Source organism: Aeromonas lacus, from assembly GCF_000764665.1.
Taxonomy (GTDB): domain Bacteria; phylum Pseudomonadota; class Gammaproteobacteria; order Enterobacterales; family Aeromonadaceae; genus Aeromonas; species Aeromonas lacus.
Genome location: NZ_JRGM01000031.1, coordinates 23,245 through 44,547 on the forward strand (window position 1 = coordinate 23,245; position 21,303 = coordinate 44,547).

Annotated in this window: 13 protein-coding genes; 8 read left to right on the top strand and 5 right to left on the bottom strand. The window is 61.2% G+C overall.

Features of this window, described 5'->3' with window-relative positions; all coding sequences use genetic code 11:
* Positions 1-3: 3 nt before the first annotated feature.
* The gene (locus tag LG31_RS0104955; RefSeq protein ID WP_033113392.1) at positions 4-1,410 is read right to left on the bottom strand and encodes a nucleobase:cation symporter-2 family protein; all 1,407 of its coding nucleotides are present in this window, start codon (positions 1,408-1,410) and stop codon (positions 4-6) included.
* 478 nt (positions 1,411-1,888) lie between these two features.
* Between LG31_RS0104955 and ycfP the strand changes: the two genes are divergently transcribed.
* Positions 1,889-2,428, top strand: a complete 540-nt coding sequence (ycfP, locus tag LG31_RS0104960; protein WP_033113393.1) for an alpha/beta hydrolase YcfP — start codon at positions 1,889-1,891, stop codon at positions 2,426-2,428.
* A 75-nt stretch (positions 2,429-2,503) separates the two neighbouring features.
* On the top strand, positions 2,504-3,796 hold the full coding sequence (locus tag LG31_RS0104965) for an NAD(P)/FAD-dependent oxidoreductase (protein ID WP_033113394.1): 1,293 nt from the start codon (positions 2,504-2,506) through the stop codon (positions 3,794-3,796).
* Between the two features lie 83 nt (positions 3,797-3,879).
* Here the strand turns inward: LG31_RS0104965 and LG31_RS0104970 are convergent, their stop codons facing one another.
* From LG31_RS0104970 to LG31_RS0104980, 3 genes are all read right to left on the bottom strand, one after another.
* A complete protein-coding gene (locus tag LG31_RS0104970) occupies positions 3,880-4,521 on the bottom strand; it encodes an energy-coupling factor ABC transporter permease (protein ID WP_033113404.1) in 642 nt (213 codons plus the stop codon).
* 95 nt (positions 4,522-4,616) lie between these two features.
* The gene (gene pflA / locus LG31_RS0104975; protein ID WP_050513408.1) at positions 4,617-5,414 is read right to left on the bottom strand and encodes a pyruvate formate lyase 1-activating protein; all 798 of its coding nucleotides are present in this window, start codon (positions 5,412-5,414) and stop codon (positions 4,617-4,619) included.
* A gap of 65 nt (positions 5,415-5,479) precedes the next feature.
* Positions 5,480-8,416, bottom strand: a complete 2,937-nt coding sequence (locus LG31_RS0104980) for a sensor domain-containing phosphodiesterase (protein ID WP_033113395.1) — start codon at positions 8,414-8,416, stop codon at positions 5,480-5,482.
* Positions 8,417-8,551: 135 nt separating this feature from the next.
* On the opposite strand from LG31_RS0104980, the gene LG31_RS0104985 reads away from it, so the two are divergent.
* The 5 genes from LG31_RS0104985 to LG31_RS0105005 all read left to right on the top strand — a co-directional run bounded on the left by LG31_RS0104985 (position 8,552) and on the right by LG31_RS0105005 (position 18,963).
* Entirely contained in the window at positions 8,552-10,240 is a 1,689-nt protein-coding gene (locus tag LG31_RS0104985; RefSeq protein ID WP_033113396.1) for an FAD-dependent oxidoreductase, read from the top strand.
* Between the two features lie 185 nt (positions 10,241-10,425).
* Positions 10,426-11,088 carry a DedA family protein gene (locus tag LG31_RS0104990; protein WP_033113397.1) on the top strand — a complete coding sequence of 221 codons (663 nt, stop codon included), beginning with the start codon at positions 10,426-10,428 and terminating at the stop codon, positions 11,086-11,088.
* A 166-nt stretch (positions 11,089-11,254) separates the two neighbouring features.
* Positions 11,255-16,144, top strand: coding sequence for an alpha-2-macroglobulin family protein (locus LG31_RS0104995; protein WP_033113398.1), 4,890 nt, complete (start codon positions 11,255-11,257; stop codon positions 16,142-16,144).
* 10 nt (positions 16,145-16,154) lie between these two features.
* Positions 16,155-18,581 (top strand): penicillin-binding protein 1C, encoded by a 2,427-nt coding sequence (pbpC, locus tag LG31_RS0105000; protein ID WP_033113406.1) that lies wholly within the window; start codon positions 16,155-16,157, stop codon positions 18,579-18,581.
* Between the two features lie 130 nt (positions 18,582-18,711).
* Positions 18,712-18,963 carry a hypothetical protein gene (locus LG31_RS0105005; RefSeq protein WP_033113399.1) on the top strand — a complete coding sequence of 84 codons (252 nt, stop codon included), beginning with the start codon at positions 18,712-18,714 and terminating at the stop codon, positions 18,961-18,963.
* 55 nt (positions 18,964-19,018) lie between these two features.
* Here the strand turns inward: LG31_RS0105005 and LG31_RS0105010 are convergent, their stop codons facing one another.
* Complete coding sequence (locus LG31_RS0105010) at positions 19,019-19,984, bottom strand: hypothetical protein (RefSeq protein WP_033113400.1); 966 nt, start codon at positions 19,982-19,984, stop codon at positions 19,019-19,021.
* 301 nt (positions 19,985-20,285) lie between these two features.
* Between LG31_RS0105010 and LG31_RS0105015 the strand changes: the two genes are divergently transcribed.
* Positions 20,286-21,303, top strand: a 1,018-nt coding sequence (locus LG31_RS0105015; RefSeq protein ID WP_033113401.1) for a tyrosine-type recombinase/integrase, incomplete at its 3' end; no start/stop codon positions are given.

Consider the following 21,303-nt stretch of genomic DNA (forward strand, 5'->3'; position numbering starts at 1 on the left):
TGGTTATGCCTGCTCCTGCTTCGGTTTGACCGGGCCGACCAGCAATGGTTTGGTCTGGTGGGTCAGATCCGGCTGGTAGCCGTTGAAGAAGAGGTTGAGCACTACCGAGCTGATGGTCGCCAGCAGAATGCCGCTATGAAACAGCGGCTGCAGTGCCGCCGGGAAGTGCTGGAAGAAAGAGCCGGAGACGGTCGGGATCATGCCGATCCCGAGGCTGATGGCGACAATGTAGAGATTGTGGCGGTTGGTGTTGTAGTCGGCCCGCGCCAGAATGCGAATGCCGGTTGCCAGCACCATGCCGAACATCACTATGCCTGCGCCCCCCAGCACGAAGGGAGGGATGGAGGCGACCATCACCGACATCTTGGGGATGAGACCAAAGGCGAGCAGGATCCCCCCGGACATCACGCAAACCCAGCGGCTCGATACTCCGGTCACGCTCACCAACCCGATATTCTGGGAGAAGGAGGTGTGGGGGAAGCTGTTGAAGACACCGCCTATGATGGTGCCGATGGCATCCACTCGCAGCCCGCGTACGATATCGCCGCGACTGGCCGGATGGCCTACGATGTCGCCAAGGGCCAGAAACATCCCCATCGATTCGATGAAGGTGATCAGCATGATCACCGTCAGGGTGGCGATGGAGATGGGATCGAAGGTGGGCCAACCAAAAGCAAACGGCACTATGGGGGCAAACCAGGCCGCCTCACCAAGACCGTCGAGACTCACCTCCCCCATGGCGATGGCGACCATGAAACCGAAGATGATCCCGAGCAGCACCGAAATATTGCTGAAAAAACCTTTGGTGAAGCGGGTCACAGCCAGAATGAAGGCGAGCACCACAAAGCTGGTGCCGATATAGCGCAGGCTGCCATATTCGGGGTTGCCCTTGCCCCCCGCCATCCAGTCGATCCCCACCTGCATGATGCTGATCCCGATGGAGGTGATGACCACCCCGGTCACCACGGTGGGGAAGAGCGGCATCAACCGGCCTATCAGAGGCACCAGCAGGGTCGAGATGATACCCGCGGCTATGGTGGCGCCGAAGATGCCGGTGAGCCCTAGATCCGGATTGGCACCGATGGCCAGCATCGGCATCACGGCGGCAAAGGTGACCGACATGATAACCGGTAGCCGGATCCCGGCGAAACGCCCGATACCGACACACTGCAGCAGGGTGACGATGCCGCAGCAGAAGAGATCCGAACTGATAAGGTAGGAGATCTGCTCCTTGGGCAGTCCCAGACTGCCGCCTATCACCAGAGGGACGGCGACGGCGCCGGCGTACATCACCAGCACATGCTGCAGGCCGAGGGTAAATAGCTGGCCAGCGGGGAGCATGCGCTCCACTTCGTCATCGGGACGTATTCGCTTTCCCGGTCGGGAGGCGGGGGGATTGGTCTCGTTCATCAACAGATCTCTCCTTGGCGAGCCCCGGCAACGGGCTGGGGCAAGATAGCGAAAGCCGCGGTTTTCCCGGTCACAGATGTTATCGAGTGCGTGGATCGCCAAGCTCATCGGGATGGGCAAGAGAGAGGGATCCGGTGCAGGCCATGGTCAGTGCACAAAACATGCTCAATCGTGACTGTTGGTGAAAACGTTTGGCTTTTTGAGGGATCAATCACATCCGGATCGGGATCAGGCACAAGAAGAGGGACAAAGGGGGCCGCCGGGCGTCTCAGATTGGTAATGGCGGTATCATTTTTGGCCACCGCCTCTCACTTTGATAGGGCTGGCTTGTGTATTGTGCCGGGCAAGGGGTCCCGCGCAGCATCTTGTTGCAGGGGCTGGCGTGATCCAAAGCAAAAAAGTTGGATGTTTTGGTGGCGCGTGAGGCTGCCGCTGGGGTAGTTTCGATAAAACCGACACAGATCCTGAGGTCTTATCCATGATCATCTACCTGCATGGCTTTGATGCCACCAGCCCCGGCAATCACGAGAAAGTGCTGCAGTTGCAGTTTATTGATGATGATGTGCGTTTCGTGCACTACAGCACGGTTCACCCCCGTCATGATATGAGCCACCTGCTCAAGGAAGTGAAGAAGCAGCTCGACATGAGCACAGATCCCAAGCCCCTCATCTGCGGTGTCGGACTCGGCGGCTACTGGAGCGAGCGCATCGGCTTTTTGTGCGGCATTCGTCAGGTGATCTTCAACCCCAATCTGCACCCCGAAGAGAACATGCAGGGCAAGATCGACCGGCCGGAGGAGTACGAGGATATTGGCACCAAGTGTGTAACTGAATTTCGTAAGAAAAATTCAGGAAACTGTCTGTGCATCCTTTCCGTTCAGGATGAAGTGCGCGATAATCGGGACACTGAACGTGAATTGAAGAACTATTACGACATCGTGTGGGATGATCGCGAGACCCATAAGTTCAAAAACATCTCGCACCATCTGCAGCGGATGAAGGCCTTCAAAGAAGCCTGATCCATCACGTCGACCGATTTCGTTTTAGGGAGCCAATGGCTCCCTTTCGTTTTGAGGAACCGAGGAAAAATCATCATGATGAATATTGTCGTTGTAGGCGGCGGCGCCGGTGGTCTGGAGCTGGCCACCAGTCTGGGTCGCAAGCTTGGCAAGAAGAACAAGGCCAAGATCACTCTGGTCGATCGTAACCGCACCCACCTGTGGAAGCCCTTGCTGCACGAAGTAGCCACCGGCTCCATGGACGCGGGCATCGATGCCCTGAGCTACCAGTCTCACGCCAAGAACCACGGTTTCGACTTTCAGCTCGGTACCCTGACCGATATCAAGCGCGACGAGAAACGCATCGTACTGGCTCCGATCCACGACGACAGTGGCGACATCGTGGTCAACGAGCGCGAGCTGCCTTACGACTATCTGGTGATGGCCATCGGCTCTGTTTCCAATGACTTCAACACCAAGGGGATCAAGGACCACTGCATCTTCCTCGATAGCCCCTCCCAGGCGCATCGCTTCCACAACAGCATGATGAACCGCTTCCTGCAGTTCGCGACCGAATATAAGCCGGGCGACAAGGTGAAGATTGCCATCGTCGGCGGCGGCGCCACCGGCGTCGAGCTCTCTGCCGAGCTCTACAACGCGGTCGAGCAGCTCTATGCCTACGGCTTCAAGAACCTGACCACTGACAGCCTGAAGGTGACGCTGGTGGAAGCGGGCCCCCGCATCCTGCCGGCCCTGCCGGAGCGCATCAGCGGCGCTGCCCATCAGGAGCTGGTCAAGCTGGGTGTGGATGTGCGTACAGCCACCATGATCACCGAAGCGACTGCCGAAGGTCTGCACACCAAGGATGGCGAGCTGATTGAAGCGGATCTGATGGTGTGGGCTGCCGGTATCAAGGCACCGGATTTCATGAAGGATATCGCCGGTCTTGAGACCAACCGCATCAACCAGCTGGTGGTGAAAGAGACCCTGCAGACCACCCGTGACGAGAACATCTTCGTCATCGGTGACTGCGCCGCCTGCCCGCAGCCGGATGGCAAGTTTGTGCCGCCGCGCGCCCAGTCTGCCCACCAGATGGCCAGCCAGGCGTTCAAGAACATTCTGGCCAAGATGAACGGTGGCGAGATGAAGCCCTACCTCTACCACGACCACGGTTCGCTGGTATCCCTCAGCCGCTTCTCCACCGTGGGCAGCCTGATGGGCAACCTGATGCGCGGCTCCATGATGGTAGAGGGCTACATCGCCCGTCTGGTTTACATCTCCCTCTACCGGATGCACCAGATCGCCCTGCACGGCTACGTCAAGACCGGCCTCATCATGCTGGTGGGTCGTATCAACCGGGTACTGCGCCCGACCCTGAAGCTGCACTAAGCCGGGATTTGGCACAATTCGGAATAGCAAAAGGAGAGGCCACGGCCTCTCCTTTTTTATGGGCGCAGATAGGGGAAAAGGTGTTATTTGCCCAGATAGGTGCGATCGAAGAAGGTGTTGACCCAGTGGGGGCGGTAGATGGCCAGCACCGTCATCGCCATGCCGTTGAGAAGGGCTTCGGGGAACAGCAGCAGCGGCCAGATGGAGAGGTAATCCGCCGTGATGATGTGCCAGGGGTAGCTGTCACTCAGCCCCATCAGCAGGGCGCTGGCTGCCACCTTGACCGAGATGGCGAGGGCGCCGCCAAGAAAGGCGGCAACGAAGATATAAACAAAGAGATGGCGCGGCAGCCAGGCCCAGGTTGCCAGAAACAGCAGCCAGCTGCTGGCCACCGGCAGGGCAATGCCAACCAGCGCCTGCCAGCCAAAGTCGGCCAGATTGGTCACGCCGAAGTAGTCGAGTACCAGCAGGGTCAGGCAGGGGGCAAGCAGTGCCAACCGCCAGCCCAGCAGCAGGGTGAGGGTGGTGAGCCCGAGAAAATGCACCTCCAGTCCGTCGTGCAGACCGGCGCGCAGCATCCAGAGCGGGATGAGGGCGATGGCGCTTCCCAGCAGCAGATGCTGATAGAGGGGATTGTCATGGAGCAGTTGCCACAGGGTGCGGCGCAGGCTGAAAGTCAGTAGCAGCAGCCAGATCAGAAGAGCGGCGAGTTGTCCTTCACTCATCATTCGTTCACTCACGAGGCGGTCGGATTACCCTAGGCAGCCAGAACCATGCCACCCGAAAACAGAGCAGGCTGACGAGTCAGCCTGCTTGCACATCAATATTTGACGTTGTTGTGGTACTTGCCGAGGATGCCCTTGACCCGTTCCATGGTCTCCTTGCTGGGGGGCTTGATCCCGCTCAGCTCGTACGGGTCGCCCAGTACGTCCCACTTGTGTTTGCCGAGCTCGTGGTAGGGGAGCAGCTCCACCTTCTCGACGCTCTCGCCCAGCTCGGCGATGAACTGGCCCAGCCCTTCGGCGCTCTCGTCGTCATCGCTCCAGGTCGGCACCACCACGTAGCGGATCCACATGGTCTTGCCTTTGGCCGCCAGATAGCGGGCAAACTCCAGAGTGTATCTGTTGCTGACGTGGGTCAGCGGAATGTGTTTCTCGTCATTGATCTGTTTGATGTCAAGCAGCACCAGATCGGTCTGTTCGAGCAACTTGTCCACCTGTTCGTCGAGATGACGGACGAAGCCGTTGGTGTCGAGACAGGTGTGGATCCCTTTCTCTTTGCAGGCGGTAAAGAGTTCGGTAATGAAAGCCGGTTGCAGCATGGCTTCACCGCCGGATGCGGTCACACCACCACCGGAGGCATTCATGAAGTGGCGATAGCTGGTGATGTCACTCATCAACTCCGGCACTGTCACTTCGCGGCCACCCTCGGTATCCCAGGTATCGCGGTTGTGGCAGTACTTGCAGCGCATCAGGCATCCTTGCATGAATACGATAAAGCGTATTCCCGGACCGTCGACGGTACCGCAGGTTTCAACGGAATGGATCCGGCCAATGGCGCCGTGACTCTCGGCTTGTTCACTGATTTCAACGGCAGGGATCCGGTTAATGACTGACATAGACAACTCCAACGATTCGAGCAGGCCGTTATTTTATTACATAAACCCCTATTGATCCTACACCTTTAGTCCGGCCCGTTGCCGTCCAGCAGCTGTTCCAACTCCCTGATGGTGAGCGGGCGGCTGGTGAGGAACCCTTGATAATGCTGGCATCCCAGCTCTCGGAGAATGGCCAGTTGCGCCTCCTCCTCCACCCCTTCGGCGGTGACGGTAAAGCGGAATACCTGAGCCAGATCGAGGATCGCCTTGACGATGGCTCGGTCCTGTTCGCTGTGCACCAGGGTCTGGATGAAGCTTCTGTCGAGCTTCACCTCATCGGCGGGCAGATCCCGCAGATAGGCGAGCGACGAGTAGCCGGTGCCAAAGTCATCGATGGAGATAAGGATGCCGAGCTCCTTGAGCTGGCGCATGCGGGCGATGCTCTCGATGCGATTCTCCAGCACCACCGATTCGGTCACCTCCAGCAGCAGGCGGGAAGGCGGGATGCCGGTATCGCGCAGAATGTACTCCACCTGCTGGACGAAGCCCTGGGTGTGAAACTGGCGGGCGCTAACGTTGACTGACAGGTGAGGTATCTGCAGGCCGCGGTTGAGCCAGAAGCTGTATTGCGCGCAGGCGGTTTTCATCACCCAGTAGCCGATTTCGAGGATCAGGCTGGTCTCCTCGGCGATGGGGATGAACTCGCCGGGGGGCACCATGGTGCCATCGCTGCGCTGCCAGCGCAGCAGCGCCTCGACTCCCGACAACGAGCCATTGTCGACCCGATATTGCGGCTGATAGTGCAGTTGCATCTCGTGGTGGCGCAGGGCATCGCGCAACTGGTTGGTGAGGGTGAGGCGGTTTTTCTCCTGCTCGGCCATCGCTTCGGTAAAGAAGACGTAGTTGCCCTGACCGGCGCGCTTGGCCATGTGAGTGGCCGTGTCGGCCTGCTGCATCAGGGTGAGGTGATCCATGCCGTTGCCGGCAAAGAGGCTGATCCCGACCGAAGCGCTGCAGTGCAGCTTGTGATCGGCTATCTCGAACGGAGTGCGAAACAGCCCCATCAACTCGCGGGCGAAGTGCTCTGCCAGAATTTTGGCGGTCACCTCGCCCTGCCCGAGCTGGGTAAAGAGCAGGGCAAATTCATCCCCCGAGATGCGAGCCTGCACCAGATTGTCCTGCGGCAGCTCCTTGAAGCGGTGCACCACCGCTTGCAGCAGCAGATCGCCACAGGTATGGCCAAGGGAGTCGTTGATCGACTTGAAGTTGTCGAGATCGACCAGCAGCAATGCCCCCCACTGACCATCGGACGTCTCCAGCGTGCGCTGCAAAATGGTGTTTAGGCTACGGCGATTGTGCAGGCCGCAGAGATCGTCGTAGTAGGCGAGCTGCTCTATGTGTCTGGCCGCCTCTTTCTCCTCGGTGATGTCGTAGAAGCTGCAGATGAAGTGGCTGAGTTCCCCCCGCTCATCCTTGACGCCGCTCACCATCAGGCGCACCGGGAAGAGGTGGCCATCCTGATGCAGGCAGCGCTCCTCACCCAGCCAGAACTCCTGCTCGGCCACGGCACGGCTAACATCCTCTTTCAGATGATCGCCGTAGTAGGTGGGGCGCAACTTGCGGATGGAGTGGCCAACTACCTCCACTTCGCCAAATCCGGTGATGCGGGTAAAGGAGTGGTTCACCTTGAGGATGATGCCGTTGTGATCCATCACCAGCAGGCCGTCGTGGGTATTGAAGGCCACTTCGGCCAGGCGCAGGGCATCGTCGGTGGCCAGGCGCTTGAGCTCGATGGCGGCCCGCTCGTGCTGGCTGCTCAAGAGGTCCAGCAGGGGCTCCGGATCACTCAGCGTCTCGTCGAGCAGCAGGGTGAGCTGGCCGGTTGGCGTGCCCCCGGCGTTGTGCAGCGGGATGCCGATATAGGCCCTGGCATTGAGGGCCAGCAGACGGTGCGCCTTGGGATAACGCAGCGCCAGATCTTCCACATAGATGGCTTGCCCGTGCTGGAACAGCTCCCTGCCGGGGCCCGGATCCATCTGCAGGGGCTTGAGGGCGGAGAAGGTCTCGTCATTGAGGACGCAGCGGGGAATGATCCATAGATCCTGCCCCCGTGGCTGGAACTCGCCGATCCAGCCGGCACGTGCACCGCTGGCGGCTTTGGCCCACTGCAGCAACGTTTTGCAGTAGTCGATGCCGGTGAGCTGGTGCAGCTCGGCAGGCAGGGCGAGGTCGCTTGCGCTCTCCTCCTGCACCGGTTGCCAGTGGCCAAGCAGCTGGGCGCAGTGGCGCACCAGTTGCAGCATCTCGTCGCCAAGAGGGGTGGGGTCGAGATATTCGATGCTGAGTACGCCAAAGAGCTTGTCCTGCTCCAGCATGGCACCGTCGAGGCGCGAGCTGACGCCGGCACTGGCCAGATAGAGGTGGTTGCTCAGCATCGGCTGATGAGCTGCTTCCGAAAAGCTCAGGGATTTGCGGGTGCGCAGGGCTCGGATATAGCGGCTGTCGCCACGAATGGGATAGATGCCATCAACGCCCAAGGTAAAGACGGGAGTGAGCTGCTCGCAGCCCAGATCGCCGTTGGCCTGATAGTGCCAGAGAATGAGTCGATCAGCGCCCAGACTCTCCTTGAGGGTTTCCAGCAGGAGGGCATACTGTTGCTGGCTCGCCATCTGGCTAAGGCGCGGCAGTTGCAGTGCCAGTTCGGAGACCGGCTCCAGGTGGCGATGCTGCAGGCAGATAAGCCAGAAGCCATCCTGCTCGTGGGCGATGGCAATGTGCCAGAGCTGGCCGCCAAAGCGCAGGGAGAGTTTGCCGCCATGGCCATTGGCCAGCATCTGCTCGATGGGCTGGCGCAGTTCGGCAGGCAGCTGGGCAGGCCAGGGGGCGCGCGGTTCGTCGAGCCAGTAGAGCGGCGTTTGCATCACGTCGGTCAGGGCGACCAGCCGTTGACTGCGCAGATCCAGACGAAAGAAAAGGGGAGTCTGGAGGGCAGGGGGAAGATGACTGAGAGCGGTAGACGACATGAACGAACAACATCCTGTTAAGCAACCGTCGGGGCTGCAAGAATACTGCAAAATCGAGGGAAACAAAATTTCATTGAAATCTAAATTAGGGATTGCTAATTTATTGGCCATTATCTTCTAGGAGGAGTCTTGCAGATGAAACGGATCCTGATTATCGGTGGGGTTGCGGGGGGCGCATCGGCGGCCGCCAGAGCACGCCGGCTGAGCGAAGAGGCGGAGATCGTGATGTTCGAGCGGGGCGAGTTTGTCAGCTTTGCCAACTGCGGTCTGCCCTACCACATCGGGGGGGATATCCTCAATCGGGATGCCTTGCTGCTGCAGACTCCCCAGAGTTTCAAACGCCGTTTCAACGTCGATGTGCGAGTCTTCCACGATGTGATCGAGATAGACAGGGCAGGCAAGACATTGCTGGTGCGCAACCTGCAAACCGGTGAAGAGCAGCGCGAACCCTATGACGTGCTGCTGCTGAGCCCGGGCGCCGCGCCGATCCGGCCGCCTTTTCCCGGTATCGATAGCCCCCGGGTGCATACCTTGCGCAATATCCCCGACATGGACCGGATTCTGGCCTCTCTTCACCACGATCAACCGCGCCACGTCACCGTGGTGGGCGGCGGCTTTATCGGGCTGGAGATGATGGAGGCGCTGCACCAGCGCAAGCTGGATGTCACCTTGCTGGAGCTCTCCGATCAGGTAATGGCGCCGGTGGACAGGGAGATGGCCAATATGCTCCATGCCCGCATTCGTGAAGAGGGGATCGATCTGCGCCTGCGCACCGGCCTCGCTGCCATCGAGAGTCTGTATCTGCCTGCCGAGAAAACCGCCGCTGTGGCTACCGCCAACAGCGGTGGCCTGCGTCTGGTCCTCAATGATGGTTCACATCTTGATACCGGCTTGCTGATCCTCGCCATCGGCGTCAAACCGGAAACCCTGCTCGCCGCCAAGGCCGGGCTGGAGCTGGGGCCGCGCGGCGGCATCAAGGTGGATGCAGGCATGCGCACCTCGGATCCCTTTATCTATGCGGTGGGGGATGCGGTAGAAGAGATTGACTTCGTCACCGGCGAATCTGTGCTGATCCCGCTGGCGGGCCCAGCCAACCGGCAGGGGCGCATTGCCGCCGACAATATGCTGGGCCGAGCCGAAACCTATAAGAAGACTCAGGGTACTGCTATCTGCAAGCTGTTCGATCTGGCGGTGGCGAGCACCGGGCTCAACGAAAAACGGCTGGTACAGCTGGGGCTGCCGTTCGAGAAGGTCTATGTCCACCCGGGCAGCCACGCCGGTTACTACCCGGGCGCGCATCCGGTCAGCCTCAAGCTGCTGTTTGCCCCGGATGGCAAGATTTACGGTGCCCAGGCGGTGGGCAAGGATGGCATCGACAAGCGCATCGACGTGCTGGCTGTGGCCCAGCGCGCCGGTCTCACCGTGTTTGACCTGCAGGATCTGGAGCTCACCTATGCGCCGCCCTTTGGCTCGGCCAAGGATGTGATCAACATGGCCGGGTTCGTGGCGAGCAATCACCTGAAGGGGGATACCCTGCTCTGCCACGTGGCCGAGGTGCAGGCTCGCAATCCTCACCAGCAAGTAGTGGATGTACGCAACGGCCCCGAACTCGACAAGCTGGGCCGCATTCCGGGTGCCATGCATATTCCGCTCGACGAGCTGCGCAGCCGTCTGCACGAGTTGCCCAAAGAGAAGGAGCTGCTTATCAGCTGTCAGGTCGGGCTGCGCGGTCACGTCGCTTGCCGCCTGCTGAGCCAGCACGGCTTCAAGGTGAAGAACCTCTCCGGCGGCTTTAAAACCTGGCAGATGGCTACTGCCGAGTAACCCCTTTCTGTGCCTGTTTGCCCCTCTCCCTTGTGCGCGCAAGATGAGGGGCTTTTTCTTTTTGCCGCCCGGCGCCATTTCGCCGCATTTTTTTCTCTCTGCGAGACAAAATTAACGTTTTGTTCATGGGGGGAGTGCTATAACCCTGCCTCGTTCACGGTGAACGTTGTGGTAGGGAGTAAGAGATGCTGGATATGTTGATGGCCATTTGGCATCAGGACTTTGACGCCCTGATCCAGATGCAGGCGGTGCCCATGCTCATCTGTTGTCTGATGCTGGTGCTGTTTCTGGAGTCGGCATTTGTCTTTCTCCCCCTGCCGGGAGACAGTCTGGTGCTGCTGGCTGGCGGCTTGGTGGGGATGGGGGTTCTGGGGACGGAAGTGACGCTCATCTATCTGCCACTGGCGGCAGGGTTTGGCTCCGTGCTTGCCTATCTGCAGGGAAGGGCGCTGCAGCGCACCCGCTTTATGGAGCATATCGAGCGGATGTTGCCGCCCGACAGTTTGCCCAAAGCGACCCGGTTGCTGAATCGGTATGGTTTTCTGGCCATGTTTGCCTCCCGCTTTATTCCGTTCGTTCGGGTGCTGACCCCTATGTTGATGGGGATAGGTCGCCTGAGCGCGCTGCGCATGTGCGTGGCGAGTTTTGCCAGCGCAGTGCTCTGGTCACTTTGTCTGAGCCTGGTAGGCAAGCTGGCGATGACGGTGCCGTTCTTTGTTGCCCACAGCGAACTGTTGACCCGAATGCTGCTCATCACCTCTCTGGTGCTCTTCCTTATCGCCGTCACGGCTATTCTCTTTCGCTGGTTCAAGGGCGGTGCCAAAAGAGAGCAATCCCCCCTCCGTTGAGCTCGCTCTGCTGAGTTGGCGGCCGCTCTGAAAGGGCGGCCGTTGTCGCAGCAAGATGGCCTCCGCCTGTCGCCGCGAGAATCCTCTTTGTGTCAGGGGCGCTCGATGCTTTATTCTGTTTGCTGCCTCGCTGCTGTTGCAGCGGATCCCAGCCAGGATGGAATCTATGCGCCTCTTTCACGCTCGCCCGGTTTCCCGTCGCTCTGTCCAAGGAGCACACCCTCTGAATCGTCGCCGCTGGTCGGCCCTGCTGCTATCCGGGCTGGCCGGTTTGCTGCTGGCTGGTTGCGGCCCCGACAAGCCTGTCGCCAACGGGCCGACCACACAGCCTGCCGCGCAGCAAGAGGCGGGGGCACCGGGTTCTGTGGTGCAGGCCAATGCCCGTCAATATCGGGATGCCCCGGCGCTGGCGCTGGTCTTCTCCGGCCCCCTTGCGCCCAAGGCAAACTGGCAGAGCTGGCTTGCGGTCCGCGAGGGGGGCAAGCAGGTGCAGGGGGAGTGGATCCTGGCTGATGATGGTCGCACCCTCTATTTCCCGAACGTGCAGCCCGATAAAAGCTACGAGGTGAGCCTCAAGGCTGGGCTCGGCCCATCCCCTCAGAGCTGGACCCTCAAGACCCGCCCGCTGGAGGCGGGGGCCTCCTTTACCGCCAGCGGCATGGTGTTGCCGCTGCGTCAGGAACTTCGCCTGCCCATCAGCGCGGTCAATGTGGACGAGGTCAATATCGACTTCTTCCGGGTCGATGCGGAATATCTGCCCCGTTTTCTGGCGGAATATCGCCCCGGTTCCGGCATGGGCAACTGGGAACTTGAGCAGATCACCAAGCGGGCCAAGCGGGTGTTCAGCGGCCGTTACGCGCTGGAGCTCGATGCCAACCGGCGCGAGACTCGTCTTATCAATGTGAAGGAGCCGCAGCTGGCGGAGGCTGGCGTCTACTTTGCGGTGATGTCGCCCCTTGGCAATTACGACTGGCGCAAGGAGACCACCTATTTCGCGGTGAGCGACATGGGGCTCACTGCCCGCCATTACCGCGATCAGCTGGAGGTGTTCGTCAGCTCCTTGGCCAGCGCCGACCCGCTCAAGGATGTGCAGCTCTCTCTGCTCGACGAGAAGGGCAACCGGCTGCAGGTGCAAAATACCGATCCGCAGGGTCATCGCCGCTTCGATCAGGTGCAGGGGGCCCGCCTGCTGCTGGCTGAGCAGGGCAACCATCTGGCGGTGCTGCGCCTCGACGGGGCGGCGCTCGATCTCTCCACCTTCGATCTCGGCACTCAGCCCTGGCAGGCCCAGCAGCTTTATCTGTTCAGCGGACGCGATCTCTATCGCCCCGGTGAGCGGCTCGACAGCGAGATCCTGCTCAAGGGGCAGGATGGCCAGCTGCTGCCGGGCATGGCGGTGGAGCTGGAGGTGAAGCAGCCGGACGGCCAGCTGCTCGAACAGAAACGGCTGCTGCCGGACAATTTGGGCGCGGCCCACTACGGCCTGCGTTTGCCTGACGATGCGCCGCTCGGGCGCTGGACCATCAACCTCAAGACCGCCGCTGGCAGCCGCTTTGAGTGGCCCTTTTTGGTGGAGGAATTTCTGCCTGAACGGCTGAAACTGCAGCTTGGCAAGGGGCCGGATGGTGAAGTGACGGATCTGGACGCCGCTCTCACCCTGCCACTGCAGGGGGACTATCTCTACGGTGCGCCAGCGAGCGCCACCAAGGCCAAGGCGGAGGTGAAAATCAGCCGTGCCACCATGCCCTTTACCCAGTGGCAGGAGTTCACCCTGGGGGACGTGCTGCTCGCCGAGCAGGCCAGGGATCTCGAGCCGCTGAATCTCACCCTCAATGCGCAGGGGCAGGGGACTTTTTCGTTAGCTGATGAGCTCGATGGGGTACGCGCCCTCGGGCCGCTGGAGGTGGCCTATCGGGTGTCGCTCTCCGAGCCCGGTGGCCGTGCCGTCAATCGCAGCCGCACCCAGTATGGCTGGCCCGCGGGCAGCCAGTGGCCGGCACTCAAGGCCGATTTCGTGGCTGATCGGGTAGAGGGGGGCAAGCCGCTCCCCTTCCAGATCCTCAACCTCGATGAGCAAGGCCAACCGGTGGCAGGGGCGGTGAAAGTGCGCCTTATCAACGAGTACCGCGACTACTACTGGCACTACGCCGATGGCGAGGGGTGGAAGTACGAGTTCAATAGCCAGCCCTATCTGGAGCAGGAGCAGACCCTGCAGCTGGATGGCAAGGGGCCGACCCCGCTCACGCTGCAACTGGCGGCGGGCTGGTATCGGTTGGAGGTGGAGAACAGTCAGGGCCATCAATCCAGCCTGCGGGTAGAGATCGGCAGTTACGCCTGGGGCGGCGGTGGCGAGCAGGCGCGGCCCGACAAGATAGCCATCACTCTCGACAAGCGCGCCTATCAGGCGGGTGACAAGGCCAAAGTGACCCTGGTGGCCCCACGCCCCGGCAAGGGGTTGCTGCTGGTGGAAGATGGCGACGGCCTGCGCTGGTGGCAGCGTATCGAGCTCAAAGGCGCCGGTGGCGATGCCAAGGATGCCCGCGGCGAGTTCGAGATCCCGGTCAGCCCCGAGTGGCAGCGTCATGACCTGCATATCTCGGCCCAGATCGCCGCGCCAGACAGCGCCTCCAAACCGGTCGGCAAGCAGCAGGGGCAGAGCCTGCGCTCTGTCGGCCTGGTGCCGCTCACCCTGGACCGGGAAGCGCGCCGTCTGCCGCTCACCCTGAGCGCGCCGGACAAAGCCGTGCCGCTCACCCGGCTGGAGGTGACCGCCACCTCCAGCCCCAACAGTCAGGGGCGGGTGGTGCTGGCGGCGGTGGATCGGGGCGTGCTCAATATCCGCGATTATCAACCCCTCGACCCGTTCGAGATCTTCTTTGGCCGCAAGCGCTTCGCCCAGGACTTGTTCGACAACTACGGTCAGGTGATCCCGCCGCAAGATGGCAAGCTGGCCCGCCTCAACTATGGGGGCGATCGGGCGCCGCTGAAAAAGGGCGGCGCGCTGGAGAGTCGGGTCGAGATCGCCGCGCTGTGGAGTGGCGAGGTGAGTTTTGATAAGAGCGGCAAGGCGGTGATCCCGCTCGACCTGCCCAACTTCAACGGCGAGTTGGCGCTGATGGCGCTGGCCTGGAATGAACAGCAAGTCGGTGAGGCGGAGCGCGCCGTCAAGGTGGTGGCGCCCTTGGTGGCCGAAATTGGCTGGCCGCGCTTTGGCGCCAGAGGCGATGAGACCCGGGCGCTGGTGCAGCTGCGCAACATGAGTGGTGAGGAGCAGACCCTCTCCCTTGTCTGGACCCTCAATGGCGGGCTCAAGGCAAATGGTGAGCTGCCCGGCACCCTTTCCCTTAAAAATGGCGAGGAGCAGTGGCTGACCCTGCCGCTCACCGTGACCGGGGCGAGCGGTGTGGCGAGCCTGCAGTTGGCGGCCAGCGGCAAGGATTTTGCCATCAGCCGCGACTGGACTTTGCCGCTGCGTTCCCCCTGGCCTGCCGAGACTCGCCAGCGCTATCAGATGCTGTCCCCCGGCCAGCAGATGAGCTTTGCGCCAGCTGAGCTGGTCGGGCTGGAGCGTGCCAACCTGCAGGGGCTGCTCAGCCTCTCCGGCACTCCCCCCTGGGATCCGGCAGCACAGTGGCAGGCGCTGGCTGACTACCCCTACGCCTGTCTGGAGCAGACCCTGTCCCGTGCCTGGCCTTACTTGCTGACCACGGCGGATGAGCGGGCCGCCTGGAGCAAACCCGCAGAGGGCAAGAAAGCGGCGAGTGAGGCGGATGTGCAACGCGCCCTGCTGCAACGGCTGCAGCGGTTGCAACTGCCCAGCGGCGGCTTTGGCCTCTGGGATGGTCGCTCCGACGAGGAGCAGTGGCTCACCGCTTATGCCGCCGACTACCTGCTGGCGCGCAAGGAGGCCGGCGATGCAGTTCCGGAGGCGATGCTCAATCAGGCGCTGAACCGGCTGCAAAGTTATCTCACCGACAGCCAGTATGGTGAGCGCTGGAGCAGTGCCCCCGAGCACAGCCGTCTTGCCTATCAGGCTTACAGTGCCTATGTGCTGGCCCGGGTGGGCAAGGCGCCGCTCGCTACCTTGCGCCTTGTCTGGGAGCAGCAGGCCGATCACGCCCGCTCCGGTTTGCCGCTCTTGCACCTCTCGCTGGCACTCTCGGCCATGGGGGATGAGCAGAACGCCGCCAAGGCCCTCAGCCGGGCATTGGCGACCGAGCGCGGTGACGACTATCTGGGGGATTACGGCTCGCCGCTGCGCGATGAAGCCCTTGAGCTCTCCTTGCTGCGCCAGCACAAGCTGGCTGCGGAGCGCTGGCCAGCCCTCAGTGCCAAGGTGGCCGATACTCTGGCCCATCGTCAGTGGCTCAGCACTCAGGAGCGGCTCGCCTTGTTGCGACTCGCCCGCTTCGACCCGGCCGTCGACTGGCAGGCCAAGTTGACCTCCTCTGTTGGCAGTGGATCCCTGAGCGGTTCGGCCGCGTTGCAACTGGGCGCCCCCGAGGCACTGGCCGCGAGCACCGTCACCAACGAGGGCAAGGGATCCCTCTATGTGCAGCGCACCCTTATCGGCTATCCCGAGCAGGCTCCTACCCGGTTGAGTCAGGGGATAAGCGTGACCCGCAGCTGGTTCAACAGCGACGGTCAGCCGTTTGATCCCGCCAAGGTGAAGGTCGGCGATCTGGTGGTGGTGCGGCTCAATGTCAGCAGCAAATCGGCGGTGCCCGATGCTCTGCTGGTGGAGATGGTGCCCGCTGGTTTTGAGTTGGAGAACCCGGCCCTTGGCAACAGCATCAAGCTCGAAGAGCTCTCCATCGAGGGGAAATCGGCGTGGCAGAGCGAGTGGAACGACTATCTCAAGCATCAGGAGTTTCGCGACGATCGCTACACGGCAGCGCTGGATCTGAGCGAGGGGAGCAACCAGCAGTTGGTCTACCTGATGCGGGCGGTGACGCCGGGTCGCTATCAGGTGCCGCCGACCCAGGTGGAGGATATGTACCGGCCCGAGCTGCGGGCTGTGGGTGAGGATATTCATGAGGTAACGATTTCTGATTAGCTGGCGCTTGGTGAGTCGCAGACGCCCTCTGAGTAACGTCCCCTCCCTTGAGCAGGTTCGCCCGCTCACTCGCTGGCAGCGCGGCTGGCTGAAATTGGGTCGCAGTGGCCGCGCTTGCTGGCGCTGGCTTGGCCGCCTGCCACGCTGGCTGCGTGTCTCGGTGCTGGGCGTTGTAGCTCTGCTCCTGTCATTGCTGGCGCTGGATCGACTCTTCCCGCCGCCGCCACTCGATCCTGCCTATGCGCGGGTAGTGCTCGACATGAAGGGGAGGCCACTGCGCGCCTTTGCCGACACCAGCGGCGTGTGGCGCTACCCCGTGACGTTGGAACAGGTCTCCCCACGCTATATCGAGGCGCTGCTGGGTTACGAGGATCGCCACTTCTGGCGCCATCCCGGGGTCAATCCGGTGGCCATGGTGCGCGGTGTCTGGCAGTGGCTGCGCTACGGGCGGGCCGTGTCGGGCGGTTCGACTCTCACCATGCAGGTGGCGCGTCTCATCGAGCCCTACCACAGAAGCGTGCCCGGCAAGCTGCGCCAGATGGCCCGCGCGCTGCAGCTGGAGTGGCACTACGACAAGCGCACCCTGCTTACCGTCTACCTTAACCGGGCACCGTTTGGCGGCAATCTGGAGGGGGTGCAGGCGGCAAGTTTTGCCTATCTCGGCAAGAGCGCCGCCAAGCTGACCTATGCCGAGGCTGCGCTGTTGGCGGTGCTGCCGCAGGCTCCCAGTCGCAACCGGCCGGACCGGCATCCCGAGCGGGCCCGCGCCGCCCGCGACAAGGTGATGCTGCGACTGGTGGCGCAGGGCGCCTGGCCCGAGCAGGTGTGGCAGGAGGGGCGCATCGAGCCGGTGCTGGCCCGCGGTCACTTCACGCCGATGGAGGCGCCGCTGTTTGCCCGCCTTGCCGCCGACAATCAGGCGGGGGCGCTGGTGCACACCACCATAGACGGCGATCTGCAGCGCTGGCTGGAGGGGCGGGTGGCAAGCTATATCCGCCGTTTCCCCGAGCAGACCTCAGCGGCGTTGCTCTTGGTAGATAACAAAACCATGGCGGTGCGCGCCTATGTGGGCAGCGCCGAGTATGGCAATTTGCGCCGCCACGGTTACCTCGACATGGTGCAGGCGATCCGCTCTCCCGGCTCCACCCTCAAGCCCTTTATCTACGGCCTGGCCATGGACGAGGGGCTGGTGCACTCGGCCTCCCTGCTCTCTGATGCGCCAAGGCTGGGCTCGGATTATAGACCCGCCAACTTTTCCGGCGCCTTTCAGGGGCCGGTGACCCTCGCTCAGGCGCTGCAACAATCCCTCAACGTACCGGCGGTACAGGTGCTGGAGGCGATCGGGCCGGACAAGCTGGTCAGCCGCCTCGACAATGCCGGGGTGAGGCTGGCCCTCTCCGACAAACCCAATCCGGCCATTGCGCTGGGGGCGGCGGGGATCCGGCTCGAGCAACTGGTGGCGCTTTATAGTGCACTGACCCGTGAGGGGCAGGTAGCGATGCCGGTCTGGCTGGCGGGGCAGCAGGCGGTGTCGCGCCCCTTGCTGAGTCCGGGGGCGGCCTGGATCATCTGGCAAATATTGAGCGCGCAGGGACGCTCAGATCAGCCCTTTGCCAGCGAGGCGACAGGCCGGGTCAACCGGCTGGCCTGGAAGACTGGCACCAGCTACGGCTATCGTGACAGCTGGGCAATGGGGGTCTCCGGTCGCTGGACCATCGGCGTCTGGCTGGGGCGCCCCGATGGCACCCCCATGCCAGGTTTTTACGGCCAGAGCGCGGCGGTGCCGTTGCTGCTCTCGGTTTATTCGCGACTGGCCGACAACAGCCCCCTACCGGTACAACCCAATACGGTGAGCGAGGCCGAGATCTGCTGGCCGCTGGGACGCAAGGCGAGCGCGACCCTGCCGCAAACTTGTTTGCAGCGCCAAAGCGCCTGGCTGCTGGAAGGGCGCGATCCCCCCACCTTGCCGGACCCCATGGATTGGCCTTCGCCGCTGCGCCAGGTTGCGCTGACCGCCGAGGGCAAGCCGACCCTGCCCCGCTGCCCCGATGCGGCGCAATCCGGTTTTCGGGCGCTCTGGCCATTGTCGCTGGAGCCGTGGCGATTCCCCGGCGAGCGGCGCCAGGCGTTGCTCGCCAGCGGTTGTAAAGGTGAGGGGCAGAGCGCCGAGCTGCAGGCCCCGATCCGCATCGTGGCGCTGGGGGAAGGCAACCTGATCCGCAGCCAGCGCTACCGGTTGCAGCCCAAGGTGCTGGGCGGCGTCGGCAGACCGGCCTGGTTTCTCAACGGCCAGCGGCTGCGCTGGGACGGGGATCAGGTGCTGAGCGTGGCGGGTCGTTATCAGCTGGTGGTAGTGGACGAGGCGGGCAACAGCGATCGTATCGAGTTTCGCATGGTGCATCCCGATGGTGATGAGGCCGGTACCGTTATCCGTTGACCTCACTCTGAGCATTTTACCAGCGACCACTAAGCAGTATGTAATTAACCATCTGAAATGCATGAATTATTGAGCGTTGCGGTTGGTGTGGGCATAATTCAGGGTTCGTTCAAATCCCGAGGAGTATGAGATGTCCCTTCGCATTCTGTTGTCCCTGCTGGTACTGGTGGGCTCGGGTTGTGCAACGATCCAGGAGAGCAGCGAATTTGGCCGCTCGCAGCAGCCACAATATGGCTCTCCCTTTGGCTTGGCCAACGATGGCTGGTATCGCTGTGTCGAGAAGAAGTTTGCCTGTACTCCTGCCAATATCCGCCGTGACAGGGCGATGGAAGCGCGCCGTGAAGCGCAGGAGCGGGCCAATCACCGGGGTGATGATTGGTAGGCTGCAGATAACGAGAGGGGTTGGCAGATGCCAACCCCTTTTTTATTCCGCTGGTTCAGCCCGGTTGGCGCAGATGGCCGAGCCTGGTGAAGAAGTGCTGGCTCTTGCGCTGGTGAAAGTGGCTCTTCTTGATGGGATGGAAGATGAGGTCACTTTCGGGATGGCTCGCCTTTAACTGGTGAAGCATCGCCACGGCGGGCAGGCTGGTGCTGATCAGGGTGGTGAGTGGCATGCTGATGGTTTCGGGGCCGAGCAGTTGATTGAGACTTTGCCGGGCCTGCTCGAAGCGGGTCAGGGCTGCCGGGTCGGCATAGCCGCTACCCAACATGGTGAGCAGGTTGTCGAGGGCCAGATGAAATTCGGCCAACTGCTGGCGAAAGCCGCTGCGCCCGCGCAGGGCGATAAGCTCGGCGAAGGAGATCTCGCAGAGGTGAGTGGGCACTTGCAACGGGATCTCGAGGTGGAAGCAATCCTGACCGCCGCGATTGTGGTAGCGGGATTCGAGCAGATGGAGCAGGCGGTCCAGATAGTCGTGATCGGTAATGAGCGCCCCGTCATTGGCGAGTGCCCACTCACGGGCGAGACGCATGGAGAGCAAATTGGCAAAGCGCCGTGCCATTCTGATCCCCCCGTGATCCCGACTGGCAAAACCATGGTTGAGGCAAAAGCCGTGCAGCCGCTCCAGCCCCGCCTGATCCGGGCAGAAGCAGTCGTGGTTGGCCCCCTGACGCCAGCGGGTGACCAGCTCTTTGTTGCCAAACACCTTGTGACGGACAAAATCGGGAGCAAGCAAACCGCTTAACTGGCTTTCGAGTTGCGGAGTGATGGCGGCAAAGAAGGCGGCATCGGGTCGCTCGGCCAGGAGATCGGTCTCTTGCTCGAGGGTTTGCTGCAGGGCGGTGAGACCGCTCTTTTCGCTGACGGTGAAGACAAAGGCGAGTCGCTCCAGATAGAGCAGGGCAAACTTGAGCCAGAGCTCGTCACGTACCTCCATGCCGGGGTAGTAGATATAGGTCTTCATCGTATCGGTCTGTCGCCAGAAGTGGTGCCGGGGTGCAGGGTCGGGAATATACGCAAGATTGGCGCTGCACGGCAAACACTGCGTGGGGGAATGTGAGCAAACGCTCATCCAGTAGGCGCTGGCCACAAAGTTCTGATATAATTCGCGCCCTTAAATCAAGGTCACCCGAGTCATTACCATGAAGTTCATTATCTTCTTCGTGGTGTTCTAACTCTCTGAATCCCTTATTAATCAGTGGCTTATGTTCGCCGCTTTGTCCGGTTTATGGTACGGTTCGCACTCTAGCACAGGGGGAGACCGTATGAAAAGCCGTAGTACAACTTACGCTCTTACAAGCCGCGCTGGGCGTTGGTTCATTCACTGGCATGTGCCTAAAATTCTTCATAACCATCCCTTCTTCAGGGGCAAGACTGTCTACGTTAAGACCCTAGAGACCTCAGATCTCAGGGAAGCCATCATCAAGCGGGATGCCGCTCTAGCCCAGTTCAAACTACTTGCTGACCAGATGGCCCAAGAGCCCAAGAGGTCACGCTTCAACGCCATGATTGAAGAGATTCAGGAGGCTGTACGCGAATCCCAGCAGAAGCTCCCTACAACTATCTGGCAGGGTAACGAGAGCGCCGAGATCATCCATGAAGACCTCTATGATGCCTATGACGTAGAGAACTCATTGGCTCGGGGTGATGAAGTTGAAGCGGACGCGATCCGGTATGTGCTCGGAGGCGAGAAGGCTATAGCAGCCAAGTATGAGATAACGCTGAAAGAGGCAGTGAATGCTTACCTCGACTTCGATAGCAAGCAAGACCCAGCCAAGCGTAAGGCAAAGGCAACTCTCAGTAAGATGAGCAATGGGGCTGATAGTCTCTGTGCATTCATGCGCAAGAAAGACCCCAGAATCTCCACCATTGAACGCCGAGACGTTACCCTATGGCTTCAGTCATTGGAAGATGCCAAGAGCGACAGCACCCGTGTAGGCTACCTCAGCGCGTTATCCCTGTTATGGGAATGGTGTTACTTACGCAAGAACGCATCAGGGGACAATCCATTCAAGAATGCCAATGTGCTCTCTACAGGGGGATCACAGTCGTATGTGGATTTCACCGTTGAGGAAATGGCTAAGATTCTGAAACATGCCGATTATCCTCTGAAGATCCTAAGCAAATTTGGTCTACTGACAGGTTGCCGGATAGGGGAGCTGGTTGCTCTGACGGCTGACGATTTTGAGGTTAACAATGGGGTTCACCTTGTCAGAATCAGGAAAGGCAAAACCGCTAACTCAATTCGTGCTATCCCATTTCCTGCTGCTATGTGGGCAGAGC

Coding starts and splice junctions, on each gene's coding strand:
- LG31_RS0104995 (WP_033113398.1), top strand. CDS start 11,255: ATGCGCCTCTTTCACGCTCGCCCGGTTTCCCGTCGCTCTGTCCAAGGA.
- LG31_RS0104955 (WP_033113392.1), bottom strand. CDS start 1,410: ATGAACGAGACCAATCCCCCCGCCTCCCGACCGGGAAAGCGAATACGT.
- LG31_RS0105005 (WP_033113399.1), top strand. CDS start 18,712: ATGTCCCTTCGCATTCTGTTGTCCCTGCTGGTACTGGTGGGCTCGGGT.
- LG31_RS0104965 (WP_033113394.1), top strand. CDS start 2,504: ATGATGAATATTGTCGTTGTAGGCGGCGGCGCCGGTGGTCTGGAGCTG.
- ycfP (WP_033113393.1), top strand. CDS start 1,889: ATGATCATCTACCTGCATGGCTTTGATGCCACCAGCCCCGGCAATCAC.
- LG31_RS0104970 (WP_033113404.1), bottom strand. CDS start 4,521: ATGAGTGAAGGACAACTCGCCGCTCTTCTGATCTGGCTGCTGCTACTG.
- LG31_RS0105010 (WP_033113400.1), bottom strand. CDS start 19,984: ATGAAGACCTATATCTACTACCCCGGCATGGAGGTACGTGACGAGCTC.
- LG31_RS0104985 (WP_033113396.1), top strand. CDS start 8,552: ATGAAACGGATCCTGATTATCGGTGGGGTTGCGGGGGGCGCATCGGCG.
- LG31_RS0104980 (WP_033113395.1), bottom strand. CDS start 8,416: ATGTCGTCTACCGCTCTCAGTCATCTTCCCCCTGCCCTCCAGACTCCC.
- pflA (WP_050513408.1), bottom strand. CDS start 5,414: ATGTCAGTCATTAACCGGATCCCTGCCGTTGAAATCAGTGAACAAGCC.
- LG31_RS0104990 (WP_033113397.1), top strand. CDS start 10,426: ATGCTGGATATGTTGATGGCCATTTGGCATCAGGACTTTGACGCCCTG.